Source organism: Pelagibacterium halotolerans B2, assembly GCF_000230555.1.
Taxonomy (GTDB): domain Bacteria; phylum Pseudomonadota; class Alphaproteobacteria; order Rhizobiales; family Devosiaceae; genus Pelagibacterium; species Pelagibacterium halotolerans.
The window spans coordinates 2,126,185-2,146,837 of record NC_016078.1; the positions used below are offsets into that span (position 1 = coordinate 2,126,185).

A 20,653-nucleotide genomic window follows, 5' to 3' on the forward strand; every position below is an offset into this window, starting at 1 on the left:
CTCGTTCGAAGTCTTTGTAAAAGGGCTGGCAGCTAGGGTCAGGACCTAAACCTGCTGCCAGAAGACGATGCGGCTCTCGAGCCACTCGATGAACTGATAGACAGCCAGCGTGAACACCGAGAGCAGGATGATGAGCGAAAAGACGCCGGCGATATCGAGCTGGAAATTCATCGCGTAGATGAGGTACCCGATCCCCGCTGACGCGCCCACGAACTCGCCGACGATCACCCCGAGCACCGCCAGCGTCCAGCACAGCTTGACCCCGGCCATCATGATCGGCAGCGCATTGGGCAGCAGCAGGTAGCGGAAGGTTTTCCAGCGCCCCGCCGTCAGCGATTTCATCAGCCGCACGGCATTTGGGTCGACCGAGGCCAGCCCGGTCAGCGTGTTGAGAAACATCGGGAAAAAGCTCATGACCGCCGCAATGGCGATCTTTGAGGCCTGATCGAACCCGAACCATGTAATGAAGATCGGCGCCAGAACGATCTTGGGCGGCGCCTGCAGCGCCACCAGATAGGGATAGATGGTGGCCCGAATGAAGGGGAACATGGCAACCCCCACCCCGAACAGCACGCCACTGCTCAATCCCCAGAAAAACCCCCAGGCAATCTCCGAAAGCGTGACCCACACATTGGGCCAGAAATAGCTCGCACTCATCACCCGCCCGGTCGCCCAGAACGTATCGACCGGCGAGGGAATGATCAGCGCATGCACCATCCCGGTTTCCGTGACGAACGCCCAGACCGCGAGGACGAAGAGCCCGAACCCCGTCGCCATCAGCCTGTTGTTGAGCGCGCCGCGCCGCGCCTTGGCCCGTTCGCGTGCCACAAACGCTTCGGTCGCGCTTGCATCGTCCGCATGCACAAGTGCCTGCTCGGCTGTCATGGCTTGCCCGGCAGATGTCATCGGCTCTCTCCTTTCCGTTTTGAGGCTCAATGATCCACACCGAGCATGCGGCGGATCTCGAAAACATGGTCGGAATAGCGCTGATCGCGCATCATCTCGGTTCGCCGCGGCCGCGGCAGGTCCACCTCGACGACGCCCTCGAGCCGCCCCGGTCGCGGCGTCATGACGAAAATGCGGTCCGACAGAAACACCGCCTCGCCGATATTGTGAGTGACGAAAATCACCGTCTTGCCAGTCTTCTCCCAGACCTTGAGCAGTTCGAGGTTCATCGTCTCGCGGGTAAATTCGTCCAGCGCGCCGAACGGCTCGTCCATCAGCAACACACGCGGGTCATGGGCCAGCAGTCGGGCCAGTGCCACGCGCTGCCGCATACCGCCCGAAAGCTCCTTTGGATAGCGCTCTCCGAACCCGTTCAACCCCACAAGGTCCAGCAGTTCGTCGCACCGCTCGGCCTGCTGCTTCTTATCGAGATTGAGTATAACGCCGGGCAGTTCCACGTTCTGGCGCACGGTGCGCCAGGGAAACAGCACCGAGGTCTGAAACATCATGCCGATATCGGCGCGGGGTCGGTCGAGCCGCTGTCCAGCCAGGATCAGATCGCCCTCCGAGCGCTCTTCGAGCCCTCCGAGAATGGACAGCAGCGTCGACTTTCCGCATCCGCTCGGGCCGACCAATGAAATGAACTCCCCTTCCTCGATGGAAAAGGAAACGCCGTCGAGCGCAACGAGCGGACCCGTCGCCGTCGCGTAGATCTTGCTCAAATCCATTCCCGAAATCAGCCCGTCCGCCATGCCTCGCACACCTCGTCAATTTGCATGCAAAATTGAATGCAATCATCGTGCCAAGCGAAAGACAGTTGATTTCATTACATATTTTCTCGCACGGAACACTACCGCGATCCGATCTGCGCTGAAAATGCGCAATCGCCGCCCACAAATTAGGCGCCCTGGGGCGGACCTGAACCACCCGTTCAGTCCCGGTTCAGCCGGCAAGTGATCCTATCGCCCCATCGCACACGAAACCGTCAGCCGATGAAACCAAACCCGGTTTTGCTCCGTTAAAGACGGTACAGAGGCATCGAACACTGGAGGCTGAAAATGGCCCGCACCCTTATTCAGATGAGCATCGGAACCGCCGCAGGCGCCGTCATGGTCACCATGATGGTTACGGTTATGGCCTTCACCGGCGCCTTCGCCTGACAGGCACGCAAGTCAGTCATTCCCATGCATCAATGCCCTCGCCGATCCTCCCCGGCGGGGGCATTGTTTTGTCGTCCGCGCGTTTGCCACACAGGCGGTGCCAAATTGCCCTTTGGCGGGCGGTACCATCTTGCAACATGTTACAAATCGGCCTTGAATACACGGGCGAGTGATTTGCCCGATTTTTCAAGACCGATTCCCGCGTCACCTTCGGGCGCTTATTGATGTCTGGATACCCAAGTGACCACCCTCACGGCTGGCCGGGAGCGTTCGCGTGGCGACGCCAGGGCCCATGTTGCCGCCGCCCATTCCGGCAAGGATCGAAGCCCCCTGTTGCGGATCGCCCTTCTGGCTTTCCGCCATCACTGGCAGGTTGCGATCGCCGTCGTCGCGACCATCGTCGCAGCCCTGCTCCAGCTTGCGATCCCCCGCCTTCTGGGCCAGGCCATCGATCAGGCGCAAAACATCCTCTCCGTAGCCGGGCAGGACGCCGAACAGGCCCTCTGGGCCAGCGCCATCACTCTGCTCGTCGTCTCGATCCTGCGCGGGCTGTTCACGCTTTTGCAGAACTATTTCGCGGAATCTGTTGGCCATCACGTCGGCTATGAATTGCGGCTCGCCTTTTACGACAAGGTCCAGCGCCTCCCCTACGCCTATCACGACAAGGTCCATTCCGGTGACCTCATCACCATCGGCCTTCTCGATCTCGATGGCATCCGCATGTTCTTTTCGACCGGCCTGATCCGTGTCGTCCTGCTCACCATCCTGATCGGTGTCGGCGCCTGGATGCTGATTTCCACCGATACCGTGCTCGGCCTTCTCGCGCTCAGCTTCGTCCCCTTCGTCGCCTGGCGCTCCTCGGTCGCCCAGTTGACCCTGCGCGCGACCTGGCTGGCCCTGCAGGAAAAGCTCTCCGTCCTCACCCGCATCATGGAAGAAAACCTCGGCGGCATCCGCGTCGTCCGCGCCTTTTCGGGCCAGAAGCACGAGCTCAAAAAGTTCGACACCGCCTCGGCCGATGCCCTCGGGCTTGCCCATCGGCGTACCAATATCCGGGTGAAAAACACCTCGATGATGACCTTTTCCTTCTTTGCCGCCATGGGGTTGGTCCTCTGGGTCGGCGGCAACAAGGTCATCGCCGGCGAAATCAGCGTCGGCACGCTGGCCAGCTTTCTCACCTTCATGACCATCCTGCAGATGCCCGTGCGCCAGCTCGGCCTGATGGTCAATTCCTTCGCCCGCGCCTCCACCTGCGGCAATCGCTTCTTTGCCTTCATCGACGCCCCCGTGGATATCAAGGACAAGCCCGACGCTGCCGATCTTGCCGTCACAGACGGCACGCTCAGCTTCGAGCATGTGGGCTTCACCTATGACGGTGCCGCCCATCCGACCCTCAAGGACGTCAGCTTCACCGCCCGCAAGGGCCAGACCATCGGCATCGTCGGCGCGCCAGGCAGCGGCAAATCCACCCTCGCCCACCTCATCGCCCGTTTTTACGACGTCTCCGAAGGCGGCATAAAGATCGACGGTCAGGACGTCCGCGACGTGACGCTGAAATCCCTGCGCACCAACGTCGCCATCGTCCAGCAGGATACGTTCCTGTTCACCACCACGCTCGAAAACAACATCGCCTATGGCAACCCCTGGGCCAAGGAAACCCGCATCGAAAAGGCCGCCGAAAGCGCCCAACTCCATAACTACATCATGGGCCTGCCCGCCAATTACGATACCGTCGTCGGCGAACGCGGCGTCTCGCTCTCGGGCGGTCAGCGGCAGCGCCTTTCCATCGCCCGCTCCCTGGTCCTCAAGCCCGCCGTCATGGTGTTCGACGATTCCACTGCCGCCATCGATGCCGGCACCGAACATCGCATCCGCTCGGCCATCCGCCGCTTTGCCAAAGACCGCATCACCATCATCATCGCCCACCGCCTCTCCTCGCTCATGGACGCCGATACCATCTTCTTCCTCGAGGATGGTGCCATCGCCGAAGCCGGCACCCACGCCGAACTGCTCGCACTGGGCGGCCGCTATCGCGCCCTCTACGACCTCCAGACCCGCCCCACCGAAGACATCGAACACCAAGAGGCCGGCCAATGACCGCGACCGATCTCGACGACGAACGCGACACCGCCACCTTCCCCGGCCAGCGCCCGCCCCGCGCCACCGTGGGCAGCGCCCATATCGAGGAGGAAGTGTTCGGCAAGGCCTATGATCCGCGCACCATCCGGCGCATCTGGGCCTTCGTTCACCCCTATCGCCTGCGCATCTACCTCTCGGTCGGCGCCGTGCTCTTGTTCACCGCCACCCAGCTCGCCATTCCCCTGATCGTCGGCAACGCCATCGACACCGCGCTGGTCGATCCCCTCGCGGGCGGTGGCGGCCTGATCTGGTCGGTTGCGATCTTCGCCATCGTTGTCACCCTCAACTTCGTCGCCTCCTGGATCCAGGAAAAACAGGTCGGCAACGTCGCCGAAAACGTTTTGTTCGACATGCGCCGCGCCATGTTCGCGCGCCTGCAGATCGTTGCGCTGAGTTTCATGGACAAGACCGAAGTCGGGCGCCTGATGAGCCGGCTGCAGGGCGACGTCAATTCCATGCAGGAATTCCTCGAAACCTCGATCGTTTCCATCGGCGATCTCGTGCTTTTGTGCGGCATCGTCGTCGTGCTCTTGAGCCTCGATTGGGGTCTGGGCCTTCTGACCCTCGCCACAATGCCGGCCCTGTTCATCGTCCGCATCTTCTGGCTGCCGCGCGCCAAGCGCGCTTTCTGGGCCGCCCATGAGACCAATTCGGCCACCAATGGCGCCATGGCCGAAGGCATCAATGGCGTGCGCACCATCCAGAACCTCGACCGTCAGAAGGTCAATTTCGACCTCTATGACGACAAGGCCTGGTCGAACCTGAAAACCCAGTTGACCGGCTCGCGTTACGCCCAGGTCATGGTGCCCATCGTCGACAGCTTGACCGGCATCGCCATGGCCACCGTCATCGTGGTCGGCGGCTCGCTTGTGCTCAATGGTTCCATGCAGGTCGGCATCATCGTCGCCTTCCTGTTCTACATTCAGCGCTTCTTCGATCCGATCCGCTCGCTGACCATGCAATATTCCATAATGCAGCGCGCCATGACCTCGGGCCGCCGCATCACCGAAGTGCTCGACGTCCCCGTCTCCATCGCCGACAAACCCGACGCCGTAACCCTCACCCGCGACATGGACGGCTCGGTCGATTTCGACAACGTCGTCTTCGGCTACGATCCCAAGCGTCCGGTCCTCAAACACGTCTCCTTCCACGTCAATCCCGGCGAAACCGTCGCCCTTGTCGGCCCCACCGGCTCGGGCAAGACCAGCGCCATGGCCCTCGTCCATCGCTTTTATGAAGTCCAGTCCGGCGCCGTCCGCGTCGGCGGCCATGACGTGCGCGACGTGACCCAGGAATCCTTAGGCGAACAGGTCGCCATGGTGCTTCAGGAACCGTTCCTGTTCACCGGCACGGTGTTTGAAAACATCCGCTACAACAAGGCATCCGCCACACTCGACGACGTCATCGCCGCGTCAAAGGCCGTCGGCGCGCACGAGTTCATCACCCGCCTGCCCGATGGCTACGATACCGTCCTCGAACAGCGCGGTTCCAACTTCTCGCTCGGGCAGCGCCAATTGCTCAGCTTCGCCCGTGCCCTTGTCGCCGACGCCAAAATCCTCGTCCTCGACGAGGCCACCGCCAATATCGACAGCTACACCGAACGCCAGATTCAAAAGGCCCTCGAAACCCTGCTCGAAGGCCGCACCGGCCTCGTCATCGCCCACCGCCTCGCCACCATCCGCGGCGCCGACCGCATCATCGTGCTGCAGAACGGCGAGTTGATCGAACAGGGCAACCACGACCAGCTCATGGCCAAAAACGGCCTCTATGCCCGCCTCTACACAATGAACTATTCCAGCTTCGACGACATCCCCGACGACCTCATCAACGCCGCCACGGCGGGCGATGGAACGACGTGAAACCGGCAGCCAATCGCGCTCAGGCCACCCGCCTCAACGCATAGGTCTTGCCTGCATCGAGGCTCACCACGTCGCCAAACCGCAGGAACGAGCGCAGGGTGAGCGCGATGTCTTTTTCCACCCGCTTGCCCTGCTTGAACCGCGCCGCGACATCCGCCGCAGACATCGGCCCCACCGCACCGGCCAGCACGCTGGAAATCGCCATGGCCCGGCGCGTTTCGTCCTTGGGAAAACTCGGCTTGCCTGCATCTTCGAACGAAACCAGCGTCGCTTCGAGCTGCTGCTTTTGCTCTTTCGGCGTCCCGAACCTCGGGATCTGGTATTCGGGACGCAGCCAGCGCACCTGCCCCTGCGCCTCCTCCCTGGCCCGCTCGGCGTTAAGCGCCACCAGCCGTGCCAGGATTTCGTCTTCCGAGAGATCGGCCGGCCAGCCATAGGCTTCAAACGTCAGCCGGTCGATGGTCTCGTGCAACTCCTTGATGATCAGCACCCGCCCGCGCTCGCGCATGTCGATCTCCTGCGGCGACAGCTCGCCCCTGCCCTTGATCGCTTCGAGCACATTGTAGAGCTTGGTCAGCGTCAGATCCGGATGCGCCTCCAGCACCGCCTTGCGCGTCGCGTCCAGTTCCTCGGCAGCAGAGCGGAGTTGTTCTTTCAGCAGTTCGGGGACAGGGTCCGGGAAGGGGAAGGGATCGAAGCAGCGAGACTTCACATACACGGGATCGTTTCCGACACCGAGCCAACCTCCCGCAGTTGTTGCCCACAAGACATGCAACCCAGAGGACAAAAGCGCCAAATGGAAAGAATCTTCGCTAGCAAAGACGATAAGCTTGTTATCCGGCAACACCTCCCCATCGAGAAACTGAAAGATGCGATGCTTCATCGTTTCGACGGTGGCGATGTAGCGAGTCAGCGGTTTTAGCGCCTTTCGGAGTTCCGGGATATTTTCCCCGAATAGCCACCAATTTTCACGCCTGTAGGCACGGGGATTGGTGTCACGCTCTGGCTTAACGTGCTCCAACAAGTGCTGATAAATCTCAGGAAAGCTAGATCTAACCTCGGAAGGACTACGTTCGAACAGGTCGATGACAAAGACACCTCGAGCTGTTGCAGTCAAATCACGCCCATTTCTATATGGGCGAATGATTTCATCGGCACCCTCCAACCGCCCCCGACCGAGCAGCTCAGCAATATCTGGAGCAACGATGAAACCGGAACCGTGCAAGACTACACCCCGTGCTGCAATTCCAGCATTTGCTTTGAGCGATCTTGCCGACTGCAGATCCACCCCCACGCTCAAATCGGCATTGATCTTCCCCGTCTCCGCCGACAGTTCCACCACCGGCTGATCGCTGCCGAGCGCCGCTTCCCGCACCACCTCGCGTAGCACGCCGTCCTGCGCGCCCGCCGCCGCAACCGTCATGGCGATCCGCACCGCCGCCGCGTCCCGCGTCGCCTTGGTCCAGGGATGGTCGGGGATCGCCATCAAGAGCGAAATCGGCTTTTGCGCCGTCAGATGCCGCTCGATCAGCTTGCGCTGAAACACCTGCGTGATCGAGTTGGTGGTCACCAGCCCGAACCGTTTCAGCCGCGTGTTCTTGGCCGTCAGAAGTTCCGCCGCGCGGTCCCACCAGTACATGACGAAATCGGCCGAGTTGTTGACCTTCTTGTGCGCGGCCCACAGCGCTTCGACATAGCCGTCCCCCATGCGCGAGCGGATATCCTTGCCGCCCACGAACGGCGGATTGCCCACGATATAATCCGCCATCGGCCAGTCCGGCCGGCGCGGATTGGGATAGGTCTCTTTCCCGTCCACCACCTTGGGCACCGGGTACCCGTTCCAGGTCAGCACCGCATCGATGTTCCTGATATTGTCGAACGTCCTGAGAATGGGTTCGATCGGATGCTCGCTCGATTGGCTGTAATGGAGTTGCAGATATCCGATCCACAGCACCAGCTCGGCAATCGCCGCCGCGCGCGGATTGACTTCGAGGCCTAAAAACTGGTGTGGATCGACAACGGTCTTTTCAAGCGCCAGCGCCTCCTCGCCGCCCAGATTGCCCAGCGCGTCCAGCACCTCGCCTTCAAGCTCCTTGATCTTGGCCATGGCGACATAGAGAAAGTTCCCTGTGCCGCAGGCCGGGTCGAGCACCCGCGTGTCGCACAGCGCCTCGTGAAACCGCCGCACTTCGGCAATCGCGTCCTTGTCCTTCTTTTCCTCGCGCAGCTTGTTGGCCGCCACCAGCACCGCGTCCCATTCGGTGCGCAAGGGCTCCATGATCGTGGGGATCACCAGCCGCTCCACATAGGCGCGCGGCGTGTAATGCGCGCCCAGCTTGGAGCGCTCTGTTTTCTCCAGCGCGCTTTCCAGCAGCGTGCCGAAAATCGCCGGTTCCACCTTGCGCCAGTTCCGCTTGGCCGCCACCAGCAGCTCCCCGATCTCCTCGCGGTTGAGCGCAAGCACCTGGGGATTGTGGAAAAACCGCCCATTGAACCGCAGCACCTTGGCCTCGATTCCATAGGCGAATTCGCCCTTGTCCATCGCCTGCCAGAGCTGGCTCACCATCGGCTGAAAATTCTCTGGGTTTTCAGTGCATCTTTGCAGGAGGCTCGAAAAACTCTCCTCCGGCAACAGTCCCACATCCTCGGCAAACATCGTGAACAGGCACCGCATCAGGAAATGCGCCACGTCCTCGGCCGCGTGCCCGCGCGCTTCCAGCAGCTTGGAAACTTCCGCCAGTCGCTTGGCCACCTCGCGCGTCGCCTCCGCCGATTCCCGTGTCGGGTCCAGCGCATGCGGATCGGTCCAGATTAGCCTCAGCCGCTCGCGCACCTTCTCGTCGCGCAGATCCTCGAGATAGACCCGATATCCTTTGCGGTCGGGAAACTGGCTGTAATTGCGGCCCTTGCCGGCAAAATCGGCATAGATTTCAAACGCATGGCCCACATCGCACACGATCAGAAACGGCGGGTAGTCGTGGTCGTCAGGCAATGCGCGCACATAGTCTGCCGCCTGCCGCCGTGCATTCATCATCAGAACGTCCCAGTTCCGATCGATGCTGCGCCGCCCCCTTAGCCGGGGTTCGCTGGCCCCAAACAGGTCATCCTGGCCGGGCTGGGCCTTCTGGCCGCCCTTCTGACGGCTCTGTTTGGCTTCGAGGATAAAGCAGCCGCGTTTATATAGGTCGATGCGGCCATGCCCCACCTTCTGCCCCGCCTCACGCCAACTGACCGCTCGCTCGAACACATAGTCGTTCTTCTCATGGCCGGCATCGGCCGGGTCCGGCTGCGGCAGATCGAGCAGCGTGCAGAGTTCGGTCAGAAACAGCGCATAATTGGCCCGCTCCTGTCCTCCCTCATTGCCTTGCCAGCGCGCAATAAACGCTTCGATATTACCGCTCAAACTCGATCCCCCGATGGTCCGGGGACGCTACCGGCCTATACCCGTGTGGACAAGTGCCAATCGCGCTTGGCCCTAAGCCACCGCCTGCTCCGACCGCGCCAGCGCTCGCTCCAGCGCTTCGATGCACAAGGGGTCGTGCGACGCCCCGGCACCCTCCCACAGGATCCCCATCGCCTTGGACACCGGCATCGCCGCGCGATAGGGCCGTTCGGCCGTCAGCGCGTCGAACACGTCCGCTGTCGAAATGATCCGCGTGTCGAGGTCCAGTTCGTCGGCGGTCTTGCCATTGGGATAGCCCTTGCCGTCCAGCCGCTCGTGATGCGCGCCCGCCACTACGGCAAGATCGGCAAACGCGCCGATGCGCGATAGTATGTCCTCCGACAGCCGGGCGTGGTCGCGCATGGAAACCCATTCGTCATCGTCGAGCTTGCCGGGCTTGTCGAGCACGCTGTTGGAAACGCCGAGCTTGCCGATATCGTGCAGCAGCGCGGCGCGTTTGAGCCAGCGCCGCCGCGCCCGTGTGTATCCCATCTCCTCGGCGATCAGGTCGGAAAACACAGCCACCCGCTCGCTGTGGCCCGAGGTGAACGGGCTCTTGGCGTCGATCACCCGCGCGAAAGCCTGCGCGATATCGTCGAGATAGCCTTCGTCCGCCCGCTGCACCTCCTGACCGGGTTCGAGATCGAGCACCACCTGTTCGATATCGTCGCGCCCCAGCATCGCCCAGAACGCTTCGTCCGCCGCCACATCGGAAAAGGCGAACACCACCGCCGGGTCGAACCACGTCCCCGAGCGCGAGGTGATTTCGGTCATCGCGGCCCTGGGACCGCCGGACATGAAGAACACGTCCACCACCTGCGCCAGAAGCGCGATACGCGAAAAAAGCGAAATATCCGTGCCGACCTTGCCAACAGGCTTGCCGCCGCCATTCCACTGCTCATCGAGATCGAGAATGGCCTGCGCCACATTTTCGGAAAACCGCATCTGGCGGGCAATCTCCGCTCCGCGCTGGCACCGGGTTTCGATCAGATTGGTGACGATCTCCCCGCCATTGCGCATGATGTTGACCACAGAGCGGAACCGCTCGGCCAGCCCCGCCTCCGCCCCCGTATGCGACAGCACGAACCGCAAGACTTGCGGCAGGCTGCCGTCGAGATGCTTGAAGTCGCGCTTGAAGGTCAGATCGTCGGCCAGATACAATTCGCAGATGCGCGCCGCGTTGGACGAGCACCCCAGATCCTTGAGCAGCAGCGCATAATAGAGGTCGCGCAGTGCCGCCTCGTCCATGCCCATGGCCCGGCCCACCTGCACCCCGATCCAGCAGCACCGCATGCAATGGCCGGGGGGTTGCCCTTCGGTCATGTCGAGTGCGCGGCTCAGCGCTCCCAGCACCTCGGCCAACCGTATCGATCCGCTCATCCTGCCCTCCCCCGCGTCTAGGGAATTTTCCCAATGGTAGACGCCCGGGACGAAAGCCGGGTTAACGCGGGCCAAACCCGCGCTGCGGCGTCTTGGCGGGTCGATATCCGGTGCCCCGGAACCATGCCGCCGGCGGCGCATTGCCCTTGCCAAGGCTGCATTTGCGGCGAAAACAAGAAAGGGAGCCAATGACGCTTCTGATAGTCTACATAGTGTTGGCAATCGGCGTTTCATTCCTGTGTTCGATGCTCGAAGCCGTCCTGCTCAGCATCACCCCGACCTTCACAGCCACCATCGAAGAAAAAAGACCTCGCGTCGCCAGCCGCATCAGGCAGCTCAAGGATGACATCGACCGTCCGCTTTCTGCAATCCTCAGCCTCAACACCATCGCCCATACGGTCGGCGCCGCTGGCGCCGGCGCTCAAGCGCAGATCGTCTTCGGCGATGCCGCGGTGGCCGTTTTCTCGGCCATCCTCACCTTCCTGATCCTGGTGCTCTCCGAGATCATCCCCAAGACACTTGGCGCGATGTATTGGCAGGCCTTCGCCCCGCTCACCTCGCGCGTTCTCCCGGTACTCATCATGATCATGTGGCCGCTGGTCAAGATGTCCCAATTGATCACCGTGCTCCTCTCGCGCGGCAAACCGCAGCCCCCCGTGACCCGCGAGGAGATCGTGGCCCTGGCCGATATCGGCCGGCGCGAGGGCATTATTGACAGCGGTGATTCCAAGGTCGTCGCCAACCTGCTCAAATTCGATCGTCTCACCGTCAGGGATATCATGACCCCGCGCACCGTCGCCTTCGCCCTCGACGAACAGACGACGATCGAGGAGGTCATGGAGCGCCGGAACGAACTGCGTTTCAGCCGCATTCCCGTTTACCAGGACACCATCGATGCCCCGACCGGCTTTGTGCTCAAGACCGACATTCTCAACCTGGCGCTGGACGAAGCCCATGACCAAACGCTCGCAAGTATCCGCCGCGAGGTCACCAGCATCGTCGAAACCACCCCGCTCGAAGAGCTGTTCGACACCCTCGTTCTCAAGGACCGCCACTTGGCGCTGGTCACCGACGATTTCGGCGGCACCGCCGGGCTTGTCACCCTCGAGGATCTGATCGAGACCCTGCTGGGCGAGGAAATCGTCGACGAGGGCGATTCCATCGCCGATCTGCAGGCCTATGCGCGCAAGAAATGGGAGCAGCGCACCGCCAGGCGGCAAGGTCCGAAACCCGACGCCTCCTGACACATCCTGTCAGCAGGACCTGTTCACACTCCGTTCCGTTGGTGCTATTGAACTGGTTCCCCCGCGCCCCGATATGGCATGCCATGACCTCCGAGAAAAAATCCCGCCCGACCAAGCCCGATTTCTCCATCGACGATTTCATCAGGGAAATCGAAAAGGCCGAGGACGCCCAGGCTTCCAAGCCGCTTTACGCCGAGCGCATGCGCAACAAGCGCGCGCTGGATAGGGCGGACCAGGCCGCGCGCCGCGAGCGCCAAGAAACGCAGGCCGCCGCCGAAGCGCAGGAAACCGAGCGCCTCGCCGGCAAGGGCAAGGACAACGCCAAAGCCAACGCCCGCAAATCGAGCGCCAAGCGCTCGGAAAAAACCGGCATGTCGCTCAAGGCCCCAAAATCCAAGGCCAACTCCGTCGAGCGCCCCACAAATCTCGATGGCTTCGCCGAAGCCCCGCAGGCCGGCTTCCACGCGCCCACCGATGTGACCAACTCCTCGGCCGGCGTTTCGGCCACCGTCGCCGCGCTGGAAAAAATCATCGCCGAGGGCCGCAAGGAGGTCGAGGGCACCAATGCCTGGCGGCCCCACCGCCCCGCCGCTCTGAAAAAGGACCGCGGCGGCATCCCCTTCCACCTCGCCACCGAGATGTCGCCCGCCGGCGATCAGCCCACCGCCATTGCCGAACTCGTCGATGGCATCTCCAATGGCGAAACCGATCAGGTCCTGCTCGGCGTCACCGGCTCGGGCAAGACGTTTACCGCCGCCCAGGTCATCGCCCAGACTGGCCGCCCTGCCCTCATCCTCGCCCCCAACAAGACGCTGGCCGCCCAGCTCTATGGCGAATTCAAGAACTTCTTCCCCGACAACGCCGTCGAATACTTCGTATCCTATTACGACTACTACCAGCCCGAGGCCTACGTCCCGCGCACCGACACCTATATCGAAAAGGAATCCACAATAAACGAGCAGATCGACCGGATGCGCCACTCGGCCACCCGCGCGATCCTCGAACGCGACGACGTCATCATCGTCGCCTCGGTCTCCTGCATCTACGGCATCGGCTCGGTGGAAGACTACACCACCATGACCATCTGGCTCGAAAAGGGCCAGCGCATCGACCAGCGCGCGCTGCTCAACGAACTCGTCGCCCTGCAATACAAGCGCGGCGACATGGGCTTCGTGCGCGGCACGTTCCGGGTGCGCGGCGACACCATCGAAGTGTTCCCCGCCCACTATGAGGACACCGCCTGGCGCATCACCCTGTTCGGCGACGAGATCGAGACCATTGTCGAATTCGATCCCCTGACGGGCAAGAAATCGGTCGAATTGACCGCCGTGCGCGTCTTCGCCAATTCCCACCACGTCACCACCCGCACCACGATGAATGCGGCCATCAAGGAGATCAAAAAGGAGCTCCAGGCCCGCCTGCAGGAACTCAACGGCATGGGCCGGTTCCTCGAGGCCCAGCGCCTCGAACAGCGCACCCTGTTCGATCTCGAAATGATGGAAGCCACCGGATCCTGCGCGGGGATCGAGAACTATTCGCGTTACTTCTCGGGCCGCAAGCCCGGCGAGCCGCCCCCCACACTTTTCGAATACCTCCCCGACAACGCCCTGGTCTTCGTCGACGAATCCCACGTCACCATCGGCCAGCTCGGCGCCATGTATCGCGGCGATCTGCGCCGCAAGGCAACGCTGGCCGAATACGGCTTCCGCCTCCCCTCCTGCATGGACAACCGCCCCCTGCGGTTCGAGGAATGGAACGCCATGCGCCCGCAGACGGTCTATGTCTCGGCCACCCCCGGCGCCTGGGAGCTCGACCAGACCGGCGGCGTGTTTGCCGAACAGGTCATCCGCCCCACGGGCCTGATCGACCCGGTCGTCGAAACCCGCCCCGCCACCACTCAGGTGGACGACGTTGTCGATGAAATCCGCAAAACCACCGAAAAGGGCTACCGCACCCTGCTCACCGTCCTCACCAAGAAGATGGCCGAGGATCTGACCGAATATCTGCACGAGCAGGGCATTCGCGTGCGCTACATGCATTCGGACATCGACACCATCGAGCGCATCGAGATCATCCGCGATCTGCGCCTGGGCAATTTCGACGTGCTGGTCGGCATCAACCTCTTGCGCGAAGGCCTCGACATCCCCGAATGCGGCCTCGTCGCCATCCTCGATGCCGACAAGGAAGGCTTTTTGCGCTCGGAAACCTCACTGATCCAGACCATCGGCCGCGCCGCGCGTAATGTCGACGGCAAGGTCATCCTCTACGCCGACCGCGAAACCGGCTCCATGGAACGCGCCCTCGCCGAAACCAACCGCCGCCGCGAAAAACAGCTCGCCTACAACGAAGAACACGGCATCACCCCGCAATCGGTCAAGGCCCGCATCAACGACATCGTGGATTCCGTCTACGAACGCGACCACGTCTCCGTCAAAATCCGCCCGGGCAAGGACGGCAAGGACACAGTTCCCGTCGGCGCCAACCTCGCCGCGGTGATCAAGGACCTCGAACACCAGATGCGCGAAGCCGCCACCAATCTGGAGTTTGAGAAGGCGGCAAAACTCAGGGATGAGATCAAGAAGCTGCGGGAGCATGAGTTGGATGCGCTGGAGGGGCCGGGGGGGTAGGCGCTATAGCGCCCGCATAGCAACGTCCCGCTCTCCTCTCCATCCTGACCGGGTTTCCGAGCGCCAGCCTTACACACCGAAACCCTAAGCAGGCGGGCCACAGACCGACGCAGCGCCGAAATGGTACGGAGCGTATAAATAAACATAATGATTCAAACTAGCCGCAAAATCTCTTTGCGCTACGCCAATTGCACCTGACCGACGCAATTGCAATTATCGTCATGTTTATAGTACTTTTCAGGAATTGCACGCAATATAGCCAAACATGCCATAGAATATTTATTCAATTTCTGCACATTTGAATCGACTCTACGCAATCTCCAGTGAACATAGTCATTGCGAAAACGGTAAATCGATTCCGCTATTTTTTCGGGTCTTGTGTTATTTATCTCAAGAAGGTCGCTTACCTCATCAATCGCGGCCTTATCATTGTTTAATGCGATACGAACCAACTTCTGGAGCGCGTCAATTTCTCTGGGGCGCCAACCAATTTTTTCATCTAATAGCTCGAAGAGCTTGCCTCTGTCTAGGTTGCCACCCAAGTTTTCATAAATATCTTCACAGTAAATATCAAAATACATACTCTCTAGTATGGTATATAATTCCAAAAATTGACTTCTATGACCTAAAGCCAGAACAGAAGATAGACGCGCAAGTTCATATTGACATGATCGATAATCAAAGTTGAGAAAACTTTCACATAACCCATCATCTAAGACAGACGCACTCTTTGCTGCACGAATTAGGATGTCCGCAAGCTGCCTGCTTCGACAGTATTCGTTCCCATTAGATTTGAACCTAAATACAGGCTTGAAGAGGGTGTAGAGATCATCTGGGGAATGACCATTATACTCGTCAGAATCAATAAAAGACGTAATATCATACACCGCTTCTGGCGCCGCGTTAAATTTCACCGGAAATTCACAGTAAAACAATAAGAATTCCGCAGGAGAAGCCAGATGCAGCTCGGTGTTCCATGCATATCGGTCTGAGTTCACCAAAAATACCTGAGTTTCATCCTCTTCCTGAGCGCACAAAGCGCACCCGAGCATCGTATCAAATGTGGCTATCACTTTGGCATGGGACGCAAACTTTTGCTCGCGCTCATTCCCGTCGAAATTTACAAACCTGACAGCCTCGGAGAACGAAAATCTTTCATCGAGACCGAGCAACAATTGCTCAATCTTTCCGAAAAATGACTTATTCATTTTCTTCCTAGAGCGGGACATTACATTTGAGCTCGCCAGCATACCTCCATATCGGAAACTTTGAAGTCGCCCTCTATGAGAACACGAAAAGCTTCGAGAAACAGTCCCCGTTCGTAGCGCCCTACCTGACCAGCCCGCCTCACCAACAGCTCGTTCAAGACATCCAGCTTGATGAATTCCGCCTGCTCTTTGTTACTCATTTTGGAAAATTTATCGCAAAAATTTCCGACAGCACCCTCGACGCCCTCAAGCTTTTTGCCTGCTTCGTCTGACAGTTCGGCACCAGCGCGCCCCAATACGTGCATGCCAATTGCAACTAAAAGCCCAACTCTTGCTGTTTGCTTGTCGAAGATAGCCCTGCCTGCGGTCCGGATGGCATCCCCCTCTTCCTTGTAGGAGGAAAAAGCCTCATCCATGTGTATCAAAATATCGAGTGATCGAAAAAATAGATCCCTCACATCATATTTTGATAGCGATTCAACAATATCTAATTTCGTAAACTCGTCTGTCAAAACCTCTTGTGTATCAACAGAAGTCTTCCTAGAAGAAAACGCAATATACATTTCTGCGATATCACTAGAGCTGTATTCACCTGGATTAAATCTTCTCCCTTGTCCGTACTCAATTATACGAGAAGCACGGGTATTTTTTTTTGCCTCTTCGATAAGCGGCTCAAATACCACGCTAATCTGCTTCTTCAGGTCCCACGGAATTTGGCCAGCGTTCAATACAAGCATCCGGTACACAAGGGCATCCTGAGACTTAGATATCCAAAACTCCACACGGATTGCCCTTTGTGAGGCTTGCGCATCTTCGTCTACAGCCTCTTTCAAAGCCGTGGTCCGCTGCATACCATCAATTATTGCAATACGCTCCGGAACCGCAATTTCTAGAACTTTTTTTTCAATTTTTTCTACATCAATATCCGCTACGTTTTGAAATAGATCATCCTCGACGGTAACTCCAATTACAACCGGCGGGAATACGGCGCCCTTCGAGATGTCATCCTTCATTCTCTGCCGTATTCTTCGCGCACTTGTAGTTTTCAACGGCGACCGCTGATTACGAAGTCCTCCACGGTCGTCGTAGGCTTTTTCTACTAGGTTGAGATATGATCCGACATTCATTTCAAAAAGAACGGAAATGCAATCAATTCGATCGTCTATGGATTTAAGCGCTGGCATGGATACGGTTCCCGAGAGAGTCGAATTAGTATTGAACGGCATAGTCTAGAAAGTCAAAGCCGATAGACCACTGCACCAACTTTTCCCCGCCACCCCCACCTCCCCTATCCTCTCCTGTCACCCTCCGCCCCGCCGGAGCCTGACCTGACACGGAGACCGGCCCATGCCGCGCCACAAGAAACCCGCCCCCGCCGACCCTCACCCCAAACACGACACCCACGCCGCCTATGCCGCGCTGATGGCGCGGCTCACGGCGTTTCAGGCTGAAATTTCCGCGCAGGCAAAAGCCCGCGCCACCGCCCAAGTGCCCGAGGCGGTGCTGGCGATGGCTGTCGATCTCATGGCGCAGATGGCGCGCCTGATGGCCCGCGCCATCGAGGCGCGCGGGCTCATCGCTTTTGCCCAGGCCCATCACGCCTTCATGGCGTTCGGCAGGCGCAAGGGGTTCGACAAGCCTGTGGCCGATGCCGAGGCCAGGGCACAGCATGAAAGGAACGTCGAGGATCTCGTGCGCCTGATGAACGGCCGCATCCTGCGTGGCATTCGCGACGGCTATCTCTGCCCCGTGCCCGATGATGACCCGGACCGCGAGACCGAACGCCGGGCCATTTCCGATGCCCACACGGCGCTCGTTTCCCGCATGGAAGCCTATCTCGGCCACGGCATCGACATCGGCGACGATTGGTAAAACCCGAGCGGCGCCCGAAAACTTATCCCCGCCCTCTACGCCTCGCCTAATCTTTCCCCACGACCGCACCAGGGCGAAGATGCATACGAGCTTCCGGTGAGGGCGGGATTGAAAATTGGAGGAGCATGCGACGGAGCCCATGTCGCATCGGCCTCCGGGCATTTCGATCCCAACCGACAGGTCGGTCCGGGTTCCTCGCGGGTCGCTGCGGGGAAGGCCCAAAGCGGACGGATGGCCAGGCGAGGATGGGAGTCCACGTCATACCGGGGCAACCCGGAGGGGCACCGTGGATACCGCCAGCGATGGTGTTATCCCGACAAACCCCAGCCCGAGACGCCGCCATAAGCCAAAAACCCCGGTCATGAACGGCGAAGCTGGCTTCGCTTACTATCACAATCGGAAGAAGCTTGCTTCGCCGTTCATCGCCCACCCCATTCCCCGAGGCGATCTCGCCATCGGCCGCTTTCGTGTGCCGCAAAGAAAGGCCCCCTCACCCGCCGCTTCGCGGCGACCTCTCCCCCAAGGGAGAGGTAAGAATGCCGCAAGCGCCGAGAACCACCTCTCCCTTTGGGGGAGAGGTCGGATGGCGCAGCCAGACGGGTGAGGGGGCCTTTCCCTTCATACTCAAGCCCCCCGCCAACCTAAACGCCCCATTCAGCAACGGTTCAGCCAGCCTGCGCTTTAGTGTCATCAAGGCAGAAGGAAAACCTGCCGCAACACTCGATGGGAGAAGCGTTATGGCTCTCGGAAAAACTGCAATAAAGGGCGGCCTTGCCGCTCTCATGGTCGCCATGATGACCGCAGGCGCCTTTGCCTGGGAAGCCTACGCGACCGTCGCTCTCAACGTCCGCTCGGGTCCGGGCACGCAGTTCGGCGTGGTCACCACGCTGCAGCGCAATCAGGTTGTCGATGTGCAATACTGCCGCTCGGGCTGGTGCTTTCTCGATACGGGCCGCTACGGCCGCACCGGCTGGGCGTCGCAGAACTATCTGCGCGAAGTCGGCAACTGGACCCCGCCCCGGCCCAACCCGCCGAGCTGGCAGCCCCCGCGCCCCAATCCGCCGAGCTGGCACCCCTACCCGCCACGCCCGCCATTCTGGGGCAATCCCCGGCCGCCGCACTGGAATCCGGGCCCGCCTCCGCGCCCCCGGCCGCCCAACAGCCAGGTCTGCTTTAACGGTCCCAACGGCTATTTCTGTATCGGGAACTGATAGAGTTCGATGATGCCAAACAGGCCGGAGCGTTCACCGCTCCGGCCATCTTGCTTTTTCCCCGCGCCGGGACGATATGCTAATCTGCATTCAGTCTGGCGTTGGACCCATCCGATGAAATCCTATGTAAAGCTTTCCTCCGGCCTCATGCTCTCGGGCCTCGGTGCCATCGCTCTCGAACGGGCCATCGCCGGCGGCATGGCCAGCGGCAATATCCACCTTCCCGCCGGGTCCGGGCCGTTTGTATCCGTCCTCGCGCTTACCCCGCTCGCGTTGATCGCCGCCGGCGTCGTGGTTTATATCGGTGGCGCGGTTCTGGGGCTGAAATAGGCGATGCGCCCAACCCGGTGGTTCAGTTGGTCCTCAGCCGCTCCGCATCGAGCCCGCGCGCGGCCAGCCGCGATTTGAGGCTCCGGCGCATGAAGACCGTGGCGCCGTAGATCGCCGCCGCTCCGGCCGCCAGCGCCAAAAGGAAGGCCCGCACCCCGCCCGCCTCGATGCCGAATCCGAGCGCCACGAAAAACACCGCCATCCCGCCGATCGTCGCCACATAAAACCGCCGGTCGCTCTCGGCCCGCACCTCGCGCCCCGCGCTCAAGACGGTCTCGCGGCGTTCGATATCGCTCATCGCGCTCAGCGTCTCGGGCAGCCCGTCACGTTCGAGGCTGGCCAGATAGGCTTCGGCCCGCTCGCCGATCCGCGTCTCGACCCGCTGCGCGTTCCACTTCGCCAGCATCAGATTGCCGATAATGGTGATCGCCGCCAGTCCCAGCGCCCCATAGAGCACGATAATCAAGCCGCCTGCCTCCTCGATTGGTGTTGCCCCACCAACATGGCCATTGCCGAAGGTTCCCGCAAGTTCTCCACACACCCCCCTCACGTGCTAATCTCGTTCACCTCCAGGTCAGGAACGGTGCGCTATCGTAGAAGGTCATTTGCAAGGAGCCCGATTAACGCCATGAGACTGTCACGTTGGGGCATCGCCTTCATGCAGCTCGGAGTCCTGCTCCTGGCCATCGGCCTGTTGCCTCTGGTGGTCATGGCGACACTGTTCCCCGGGGCATCCACCCTCGTCCCCGTCCTGCTCAGCCTCTCGGTCGCCCCCCTCGGCGGCCTGTGCCTCATATCCGGCTTCGTGATGTGGGCAATCGGCACGGTGCGGCGATAGCCGGGCACCGAACGCAAGGCCCGGACGCAAGGCCCGGACGTTGCCGCCCGGGCCGAAAAGACAGGATCGTCGGGCCTTATTTCGCCGTTGCTTTCCTGACGGCGGCAACGATGGCGGTCAGTATGCCCCCGCCCACAAGCCCGGAAACCCCCTGACCGACAAGCGCGCCGGCATCCATGCCGGTACCCGCGCCGCCCAGAAGTTCGGCCAATGCCGGCACGAGGCTCGCCAGCCACGTACCGCCCACACCGCCTATAGCCCCGGCGATGGTGTTGCCCGTCGTGCCAAGACTGAGATTCCTGGCCGCCGCGCCCAAACCGTTGCCACCCACGGCACCGGCCACAAGTTGGATAATAATAGAGATGATTGCTTCCATAATGTCCCCACTTGCAAACGAG

15 protein-coding genes and 1 pseudogene are annotated in these 20,653 nt (G+C 60.6%); 8 read left to right on the forward strand and 8 right to left on the reverse strand.

What is annotated here, in order from left to right; all coding sequences use genetic code 11:
* Window positions 1-45: 45 nt before the first annotated feature.
* On the reverse strand, window positions 46-906 hold the full coding sequence (locus KKY_RS10400; protein ID WP_014131301.1) for an ABC transporter permease: 861 nt from the start codon (window positions 904-906) through the stop codon (window positions 46-48).
* Between the two features lie 26 nt (window positions 907-932).
* On the reverse strand, window positions 933-1,697 hold the full coding sequence (locus KKY_RS10405; protein WP_014131302.1) for an ABC transporter ATP-binding protein: 765 nt from the start codon (window positions 1,695-1,697) through the stop codon (window positions 933-935).
* A gap of 648 nt (window positions 1,698-2,345) precedes the next feature.
* Here KKY_RS10405 and KKY_RS10410 point away from each other — a divergent pair.
* A complete protein-coding gene (locus tag KKY_RS10410; protein ID WP_014131303.1) occupies window positions 2,346-4,202 on the forward strand; it encodes an ABC transporter ATP-binding protein in 1,857 nt (618 codons plus the stop codon).
* Window positions 4,199-6,103, forward strand: coding sequence for an ABC transporter ATP-binding protein (locus tag KKY_RS10415; protein WP_014131304.1), 1,905 nt, complete (start codon window positions 4,199-4,201; stop codon window positions 6,101-6,103). The genes KKY_RS10410 and KKY_RS10415 overlap by 4 nt, the downstream gene beginning before the upstream one ends.
* Window positions 6,104-6,122: 19 nt before the next feature.
* On the opposite strand, the gene KKY_RS10420 is transcribed toward KKY_RS10415, so the two are convergent.
* Together KKY_RS10420 and KKY_RS10425 are read right to left on the reverse strand one after the other, a co-directional pair.
* On the reverse strand, window positions 6,123-9,506 hold the full coding sequence (locus KKY_RS10420; protein ID WP_014131305.1) for a class I SAM-dependent DNA methyltransferase: 3,384 nt from the start codon (window positions 9,504-9,506) through the stop codon (window positions 6,123-6,125).
* Window positions 9,507-9,578: 72 nt separating this feature from the next.
* On the reverse strand, window positions 9,579-10,925 hold the full coding sequence (locus tag KKY_RS10425; RefSeq protein WP_014131306.1) for an HD-GYP domain-containing protein: 1,347 nt from the start codon (window positions 10,923-10,925) through the stop codon (window positions 9,579-9,581).
* A gap of 188 nt (window positions 10,926-11,113) precedes the next feature.
* Here KKY_RS10425 and KKY_RS10430 point away from each other — a divergent pair, with 188 nt between their 5' ends.
* Window positions 11,114-12,169 carry a CNNM domain-containing protein gene (locus KKY_RS10430; RefSeq protein ID WP_014131307.1) on the forward strand — a complete coding sequence of 352 codons (1,056 nt, stop codon included), beginning with the start codon at window positions 11,114-11,116 and terminating at the stop codon, window positions 12,167-12,169.
* A 494-nt stretch (window positions 12,170-12,663) separates the two neighbouring features.
* Window positions 12,664-14,769: pseudogene (gene uvrB, locus KKY_RS10435) on the forward strand (excinuclease ABC subunit UvrB); the annotation flags it as partial.
* A gap of 206 nt (window positions 14,770-14,975) precedes the next feature.
* On the opposite strand, the gene KKY_RS10440 reads toward uvrB, so the two are convergent.
* Together KKY_RS10440 and KKY_RS19605 are read right to left on the reverse strand one after the other, a co-directional pair.
* A complete protein-coding gene (locus KKY_RS10440) occupies window positions 14,976-16,004 on the reverse strand; it encodes a hypothetical protein (protein ID WP_139304942.1) in 1,029 nt (342 codons plus the stop codon).
* Window positions 16,005-16,024: 20 nt separating this feature from the next.
* Window positions 16,025-17,188 carry a hypothetical protein gene (locus KKY_RS19605; RefSeq protein WP_014131311.1) on the reverse strand — a complete coding sequence of 388 codons (1,164 nt, stop codon included), beginning with the start codon at window positions 17,186-17,188 and terminating at the stop codon, window positions 16,025-16,027.
* Window positions 17,189-17,351: 163 nt separating this feature from the next.
* On the opposite strand from KKY_RS19605, the gene KKY_RS10450 reads away from it, so the two are divergent.
* From KKY_RS10450 to KKY_RS10460, 3 genes are all read left to right on the forward strand, one after another.
* Window positions 17,352-17,876: a hypothetical protein gene (locus KKY_RS10450; RefSeq protein ID WP_014131312.1), complete on the forward strand. Its 525-nt coding sequence runs from the start codon at window positions 17,352-17,354 to the stop codon at window positions 17,874-17,876.
* 737 nt (window positions 17,877-18,613) lie between these two features.
* A complete protein-coding gene (locus KKY_RS20965) occupies window positions 18,614-19,087 on the forward strand; it encodes an SH3 domain-containing protein (RefSeq protein WP_014131313.1) in 474 nt (157 codons plus the stop codon).
* 114 nt (window positions 19,088-19,201) lie between these two features.
* A complete protein-coding gene (locus tag KKY_RS10460; RefSeq protein WP_014131314.1) occupies window positions 19,202-19,417 on the forward strand; it encodes a hypothetical protein in 216 nt (71 codons plus the stop codon).
* A gap of 22 nt (window positions 19,418-19,439) precedes the next feature.
* Here the strand turns inward: KKY_RS10460 and KKY_RS10465 are convergent, their stop codons facing one another.
* Complete coding sequence (locus KKY_RS10465) at window positions 19,440-19,883, reverse strand: hypothetical protein (protein WP_014131315.1); 444 nt, start codon at window positions 19,881-19,883, stop codon at window positions 19,440-19,442.
* A gap of 162 nt (window positions 19,884-20,045) precedes the next feature.
* On the opposite strand from KKY_RS10465, the gene KKY_RS10470 reads away from it, so the two are divergent.
* Window positions 20,046-20,255, forward strand: a complete 210-nt coding sequence (locus KKY_RS10470; RefSeq protein ID WP_014131316.1) for a hypothetical protein — start codon at window positions 20,046-20,048, stop codon at window positions 20,253-20,255.
* Between the two features lie 76 nt (window positions 20,256-20,331).
* On the opposite strand, the gene KKY_RS10475 is transcribed toward KKY_RS10470, so the two are convergent.
* Window positions 20,332-20,631, reverse strand: coding sequence for a hypothetical protein (locus KKY_RS10475; protein ID WP_014131317.1), 300 nt, complete (start codon window positions 20,629-20,631; stop codon window positions 20,332-20,334).
* Window positions 20,632-20,653 lie beyond the last annotated feature (22 nt).